The following is a 4,326-nucleotide window of genomic DNA, read 5'->3' on the forward strand; positions in this document are numbered from 1 at the left end:
TGGCGAGCCAAGGCGCATTCGCGCAGAAGAAGTACGATACCGGCGCGAGCGACACCGAGATCAAGATCGGCAATGTCGAGGCCTATAGCGGGCCGGCCTCCGCCTACGGCGTCATCGGCAAGACCGAAGACGCCTATTTTAAAATGATCAACGATCAGGGCGGCATCGGCGGCCGCAAGATCAATTTCATCTCCTATGACGACGGCTACAGCCCGCCGAAGACGGTCGAGCAGATCCGCAAGTTGATCGAGAGTGACGAGGTGTTCCTGGTGTTCAACGCACTGGGCACCCCGACGCAGACCGCCGTGCAGAAATACCAGAACGCCAAGAAGGTACCGCAGCTCTTCGTCGCCACCGGCGCCAGCAAGTGGAACGACCCGAAGGAATTTCCCTGGACCATGGGCTTTCAGCCCTCTTACCGGGTCGAGGCCCGCATCTTCGCCAAATACATTATGAAGGAGAAGCCGAACGCGAAGGTCGCGGTATTCTACGCCAATGACGATTTCGGCAAGGACTATGTCGCCGGCATCAAGGAGATCTTCGGCGACAAGGCCAAGAGCCTGATCGTAGCCGAGGAGAGCTACGAGACCACCGAGCCCTCGATCGACTCCCACATCGTCAAGCTCAAGGACACCGGCGCCGACGTCTTCATCAACATCGCCACGCCGAAATTCGCGGCTCAGGCGATCAAGAAGATCGCCGAGCTCGGCTGGAAGCCGATGCAGGTCATGACCGACGTTTCGATTTCGATCGGCGCGGTAATGAAGCCGGCGGGTCTGGACGCATCCGAGGGCGTGCTCTCGGCCGGCTATCTCAAGGACGCGTCCGACCCGCAATGGAAGGATGATGCGGGCATGAAGAAGTTCATGGCCTTCGCCGAGAAGTACATGCCCGGCGCCGACATCTCCGACACCAGTCTCGTGTACGGCTATGCCGCGGCGCAGACCATGGTGCAGGTGCTGAAGCAGTGCGGCGACAATCTCACGCGCGAGAACGTGATGAAGCAGGCCGCGAGCCTGAAGAACTTTGCGCCTGATACCCTGATCCCGGGCATCACTGTCAACACCGGCCCGACCGATTTCGCCCCGATCGAACAGCTCAAGATGATGCAGTTCAAGAATGGCAAGTGGGACTTGTTTGGCGATATCATCAGCGCCGAGGTCGGAGGCTAGCTGATCTCTCAGTTCGTCGTCCCGGCGAAAGCCGGGACGACCACCGAAGGCTACTGGCGGAAGAAGGCATCAACCATTGGGGCCTGCAATGACGACCGCGGCGCCCCGGCGTTCGCCGGGACGACGATGCAGCTAATGCACGAACAGCGCGAACGGCTCTTCCACCGTCTTGCGCAGATGCGCGCGATAGATCGTGTAATTCGGGTCGCCTGATGTCACCCGCCCGAGCGTCGGGTCAGTGATCGCATGCGCCGGCAAGAACGCGATCGGGGCCGCGATCGGCGTCAGCAGCGAGCCGCGTCCGGCCAGCAAGGTCGTGATGATGCCGTACATCTCGCCGGTGATGGTCGGCCGCGACACGGTGATCAGGCGATGCTGGCCGTGGCGATTGGTGACGAGATAGATGAAGCCGGACTGGTTGGGCACGGCGACCTCGCCGAACTGCGTGAACGCCTTGTCCAGCCGCTCGCCCTCGCGGAACACCAGCGAAGAGGCGGCCGCGTCCCACGATATCTCGGTGCGATAGGCATAGACCGCGTCGCTGTCGCCGAACGACGGCCGCACCGTGACATAGGTGCCTTCGATCCAGGTCACTGCGCGACGCGAATAGGCGCCGAGACTGTCCGGCGCGATGTCGCCATTGGTCGCCGGCGGCGCGGCTGGCGCGACCGGCGCCTTGCGCAGGGACACACCGAGCGCCTGCTCCAGCCGCACGATCGTCGCGAGCGTAAACGGACGGCGGCCGCCGAGCGCCTTCTCCAACGTCGAGAGGCTGAGCTTGGCCTGTTCGGCCAGCGCCTGCCGCGACATGCGCCGGCGCGCGATCTCCTCGCGGATCAGATCCGCGACCTGCCGGCTCTGCTCGTCGGATAGCTCGCTGTCCGGGATCGACATCCTGCCCCCTGCTCCAAACCGGCACCTTTCTAGCAGACGGACATTCGCGCACAAACCCGGACAAAGCCGCCGCAGCGCGTGCCGCCTTGGCGGATCGCGGCCGGACAAGGCCGATCATTCTGCTCGCCGCCACCGGCCACCGCGCGCACGCTTGCCGCACGCGATCTTCCTTGCGGAGCAGGACAATGACCCTCGACGACGACATCGACAGCTCTTCTCATTCGATCCTGGCACGGATGGCCACCTTGCTGCTGTTTCTGCTGGTGCAAGCCGGCGCCGTGCTGGTGGTCGGCCTGACGGCACTTTTCTTGAACGTCGTGCCGAGTTGGTCGGCGGAGGGACCATCGGCCGCCATGATGAAGCCGGCTGATGCGCGCGCCGGCTCGCTGCTGTTCAAGACCGACGACGGCACGAGCGAGGCGCCGCGGCTCGGCATCGATGTCGATATCACCGTCTCCGGCCCGACCGCGCGGGCGCGGGTCACGCAGGTGTTCCGCAATCCGACAGATCATTGGATGGAGGCAGTTTACGTCTATCCGTTGCCGGCGGGCGGCGCGGTGGACACGCTGAAGATGGTGATCGGCGATCACATCGTGATCGGCGATATCAAGGCGCGCCAGGAGGCGCGGGTCATCTACGAGAACGCCAGGCGCGACGGCAAGACCGCCGCGCTGACCGAGCAGGAGCGGCCGAACGTCTTTACCAATTCGCTCGCCAATATCGGCCCGGGTGAGACGGTGCTGGTGCAGATCGAATATCAGGAGCCGGTCGCCGAGAGCGGCAACGAATTCTCGTTGCGCGTGCCGCTCGTGGTGGCGCCGCGCTACAATCCGGCGCCGACCGTGCAGAGCGTCGACCTGCAGGCCGATGGCAATGGCTGGGGCGCGGCGGGCAGCGATCCCGTGCCGGATCGCGATCGCATCACGCCCGAGGTGCTCAATCCTGCGGAGAATGCGCCCGTCAATCCGACCAGCATCACCGTGCACCTCCAGGCCGGCTTTCCGCTAGGCGAGGTCAGGAGTCACCATCATCAAGTCAAGATCGAAAGTCCCGATGAGACGACGCGCATCGTCACGCTTGCGGATCGTTTTGTGCCGGCCGACCGTGATTTCGAGCTGACCTGGAAACCGGCGGCGACGATTGCGCCATCGGTCGGGCTATTTCGCGAGCATGTCGGCGACAGCGACTATCTACTCGCTTTCGTTACCCCGCCGGCGACCGCGCAGGCCACCCAGCAACCGCGACCGCGCGAGGTCGTGTTCGTGATCGACAATTCCGGCTCGATGGGCGGCGCCTCGATCCAGCAGGCCAAGGCCAGTCTCCTGTACGCGCTGGGCCGGCTGCAGCCCGGCGACCGCTTCAACGTGATCCGCTTCGACGACACGATGACCGTGCTGTTTCCGGCCACCGTGCCGGCCGATGTCGAACACCTCGGCAGCGCGATCAGCTTCGTCGACGCCCTGGAGGCGCGCGGCGGCACCGAGATGCTGCCGGCGATGCGCGCGGCACTGACCGATGATGGCGCCGATACCGACCATATTCGTCAGGTCCTGTTCCTGACCGATGGCGCCATCGGCAACGAGCAGCAGATGTTCGACACCATCACGGCGATGCGCGGCCGCTCGCGCATCTTCATGGTCGGCATCGGCTCCGCGCCGAACACCTATCTGATGACGCGCGCGGCCGAGCTCGGCCGCGGCACCTTCACCCATGTCGGCTCGGTCGAGCAGGTCGACGAGCGGATGCGGGACCTGTTCAACAAGCTGGAAAATCCCGCAGTCACCGGGCTCACGGCAACCTTCTCCGACGCATCCGCGGACCTGACGCCGGCGATCACACCGGACGTCTATCGTGGCGAGCCGCTAGTGCTGGCGGCCAGGCTCGACAGGCTCGCAGGCTCCTTGCAGATCAAGGGCCGCGTCGGCGACCGCCCTTGGAGCATGACGCTGCCGCTCGCCAACGCTGCCGAAGGCAAGGGCCTCTCGAAATTGTGGGCGCGCCGCAAGATTGGGGATGCCGAGGTGGCGCGCACGATGCGGCAGCTCACGCCAGAGGACGCTGACAAGGCTATCCTCAGGCTGGCGCTGGAGCATCATCTGGTGACGCGGCTGACCAGCCTGGTCGCGGTCGACGAGACGCCGCGCCGGCCAGAGGGCGCCCATCTCACGCTCAGCGAGCTGCCGATCGACCTGCCCGCCGGCTGGGATTTCGCAAAGGTGTTCGGCGAGCGCCCGCATTTGCCGACGCCTCCGACCGAGCG

The 4,326-nt window shown here is 64.8% G+C and carries 3 protein-coding genes; 2 read left to right on the forward strand and 1 reads right to left on the reverse strand.

The features are described from left to right. Window positions 1-1,172, forward strand: a 1,172-nt coding sequence (locus WA702_RS25335; protein ID WP_425113281.1) for an ABC transporter substrate-binding protein, incomplete at its 5' end; no start/stop codon positions are given. 132 nt (window positions 1,173-1,304) lie between these two features. Here WA702_RS25335 and WA702_RS25340 read toward each other — a convergent pair. After that, window positions 1,305-2,066 carry a helix-turn-helix domain-containing protein gene (locus WA702_RS25340; RefSeq protein WP_425113282.1) on the reverse strand — a complete coding sequence of 254 codons (762 nt, stop codon included), beginning with the start codon at window positions 2,064-2,066 and terminating at the stop codon, window positions 1,305-1,307. A 185-nt stretch (window positions 2,067-2,251) separates the two neighbouring features. Between WA702_RS25340 and WA702_RS25345 the strand changes: the two genes are divergently transcribed. Next, window positions 2,252-4,326: marine proteobacterial sortase target protein (locus WA702_RS25345; RefSeq protein ID WP_425113283.1), on the forward strand; the 2,075-nt coding region annotated here is incomplete at its 3' end.

Origin of the sequence: Bradyrhizobium sp. (assembly GCF_049798375.1) — a bacterium.
In the GTDB taxonomy this organism is placed as follows: Bacteria; Pseudomonadota; Alphaproteobacteria; order Rhizobiales; family Xanthobacteraceae; genus Bradyrhizobium.

Bases quoted from the DNA above. Each gene is read 5' to 3' on its own strand.
- WA702_RS25340 (WP_425113282.1), bottom strand. From the start codon at position 2,066: ATGTCGATCCCGGACAGCGAGCTATCCGACGAGCAGAGCCGGCAGGTC.